A 2,862-nucleotide genomic window follows, 5' to 3' on the forward strand; every position below is an offset into this window, starting at 1 on the left:
CTCGATTTCCCGCGTCAGTGCCGGGGCCAGATCGGCGCGTTTCAAGCCGACAAAATCCAACAGCGAATCCACCGCGCCTTTGCGGAACACGCGGCCCTGATAATCCACGCCGGACAAACGCGTCTCGGCACTGAACGGCACGCCGGTCAGCAACTCGGCGGCAGGCTCAGGTTGCGGATGCAGACTGCGCAAAAACTCGACGATGGATTTGCCTTCCGCCGTGTCATCGGCCAGCGATGCAAACAGCGCACCTTCGGCCAGTTGCATGGCGCTGACGCCGGGCGCGGCATACACCGCCGTGCACCGACGGTTGCCGAACGTGATGGTGCCGGTCTTGTCCAGCAACAACACGTGCACATCCCCCGCCGCTTCCACCGCGCGACCGGATTTGGCAATCACGTTGAGGCGCACCAGGCGGTCCATCCCGGCAATCCCGATGGCCGATAACAAACCACCAATCGTCGTCGGAATCAGCGTGACCAATAACGCCACGAGGAACACCAGCGGCAGGCTGCCGTTGGCAAAATGCGCGAACGGTTGCAGGGTGACGACCACCAGCAGAAAGATCAGGGTCAGGCCGATCAGCAGAATATCCAGCGCCACTTCGTTCGGGGTCTTCTGGCGTTTGGCACCTTCGACCAGGGCGATCATGCGATCGAGTGTCGACTCGCCGGGATTACTGGTGATCCGCACCATCAGCCAATCGGAGACCAAGCGGGTGTTGCCGGTGACCGCCGAGCGATCGCCACCGGACTCACGAATCACCGGCGCCGATTCACCGGTAATCGCCGCTTCGTTGACCGCCGCGATGCCCTCGATCACTTCGCCGTCACCGGGGATCATTTCCCCCGCCGCGACGCGCACCACATCACCTTTGCGCAGGCTGGCGGCCGGGACGATCTGGAACGTGCCGTCAGCGGCTTTTCGGCGAGCGCTGAGGCCTTCGCTGCCGGCCTTGAGACTGTCAGCGCGAGCTTTACCGCGCCCCTCAGCCAGAGCCTCGGCAAAGTTGGCAAAGAGCACGGTGAACCACAGCCACAGGGCGATTTGCGCGGCGACAAAGGTTGGCACCGCAGGGTCGGGAATAAAGCACAGCACGGTGGTGAAAATGGCGGTCAGCTCAACCACCAGCATCACCGGCGAACGCTTCAGCTGGCGCGGGTCGAGCTTGACGAACGCTTGCAACAACGCCGGTCGCCACAGCGCCGAGATAGCGGTCTTCGGTTGTTCCGGTGCCTTCGCGGCAGCCGGTTTACTTGCGGGCATGTTCAATGTTCTGCTCCTAAAAAGAGAACTGAAATCCAGTACCAATCAGCCATGCGCTAATCCGAACTCTGTAGCAGCTGGCGCAGCCTGCGTCCGGCTGCGTCCGGCTGCTCCAGAGCGCGGGATTTGTCTGACTGATTGGCATCAGGCTCAGAAACCCAGGCTCAAATGTTCAGCAATCGGACCGAGCGCCAGTGCCGGCAGGAAGGTCAAACCGCCCACCAGCAAAATGGTCACGGTCAGCAACGTCACGAACAACGGGCCATGGGTGGGGAAACTGTTCGGGCTGATCGGCGCGGCTTTCTTCATCGCCAGGCTGCCGGCCAGCGCCAGCACCGGCAGGATGTAGCCGAAACGGCCGAGCAACATGCCGAACCCGAGCATCAGGTTGTGAAACGCGGTGTTGGCACCGAAGCCGCCGAACGCCGAGCCGTTGTTGGCGCTGGCCGAGGTGTAGGCGTACAGCAACTGACTGAAACCGTGCGCGCCGGGGTTGCTCACCGATGCCACCGGGCCCGGCAGGCTGGCGGCAATTGCGCCGAATACCAATACGCCCATGGGCATCACCAGCAGCGTCACCACGAGCAACTGCACTTCCCTGGCCTGGAGTTTCTTGCCGAGGTATTCCGGGGTGCGGCCGATCATCAAGCCGGCGAGGAACACCGCGATCAGCACATTGAGCAACATGCCGTAGAGCCCCGCGCCGACGCCGCCGAAGATCACTTCGCCAACCATCATGTTGACCATCGCCACCATGCCGCTCAGCGGATTAAGGCTGTCGTGCATGGCGTTGACCGAGCCGTTCGATGCAGCGGTGGTAGTCACCGACCAGAGCACGGTGGCCGTGGTGCCGAAGCGCACTTCCTTGCCTTCCAGCGGCGCGGTCTGTTCGACGGCGGCGTTGTTCAGGGTCGGGTTCGGTTGATATTCGGCCCACAACGAAGTGGCGCCGCCGATCAGGAACAGCGCGAGCATGCAGGCGATGATCGCGCGGCTCTGACGCAGGTCTTTGACGTAATGACCAAAAGTGAACACCAGCGCGGCCGGGATCAGAATGATCGAAGCCATCTCGAACAGATTGCTCCAGGCAGTCGGGTTCTCGAACGGGTGCGCCGAGTTGACGCCGAAGAAACCGCCACCGTTGGTGCCCAGTTGCTTGATCGCAATCTGGCTGGCAGCCGGGCCTAGCGGGATCACCTGATCGACACCTTGCATCGTCACGGCATTCACATACTGCGCGAAAGTTTGCGGCACGCCCTGCCAGACGAGGTACAGCGCCAGCAACAGGCACAGCGGCAACAATCCGTAGAGTGTGGCGCGGGTCATGTCGACCCAGAAGTTGCCGAGGGTGCGGCTGGATTTGCGCCCGATGCCGCGACACAGCGCGACCAGCACGGCCAGGCCGGTGGCGGCGCTGACGAAGTTCTGCACGGTCAGGCCGACCATTTGGCTGAGGTAGCTGAGCGTGGCTTCGCCGCTGTACGACTGCCAGTTGGTGTTGGTCATGAAGCTGACGGCGGTGTTGAACGCTTGCGTCCACTCCTGGCCCGGCAGGTTCTGCGGGTTGAGCGGCAGGTAGTTCTGCAACAGCAGGAT

Annotated in this window: 2 protein-coding genes; both read right to left on the bottom strand. The window is 62.5% G+C overall.

All coding sequences use genetic code 11. The features are described from left to right. Nucleotides 1–1,266 (bottom strand): HAD-IC family P-type ATPase (locus tag F8N12_RS27290; RefSeq protein WP_150583119.1); only part of this gene is annotated, 1,266 nt, incomplete at its 3' end. Between the two features lie 150 nt (nucleotides 1,267–1,416). Then, the coding region (gene kdpA, locus F8N12_RS27295) for a potassium-transporting ATPase subunit KdpA (protein WP_150583120.1) at nucleotides 1,417–2,862 on the bottom strand (1,446 nt) is incomplete at its 5' end.

It is taken from the genome of Pseudomonas fluorescens, from assembly GCF_902497625.1.
In the GTDB taxonomy this organism is placed as follows: domain Bacteria; phylum Pseudomonadota; class Gammaproteobacteria; order Pseudomonadales; family Pseudomonadaceae; genus Aquipseudomonas; species Aquipseudomonas fluorescens_BQ.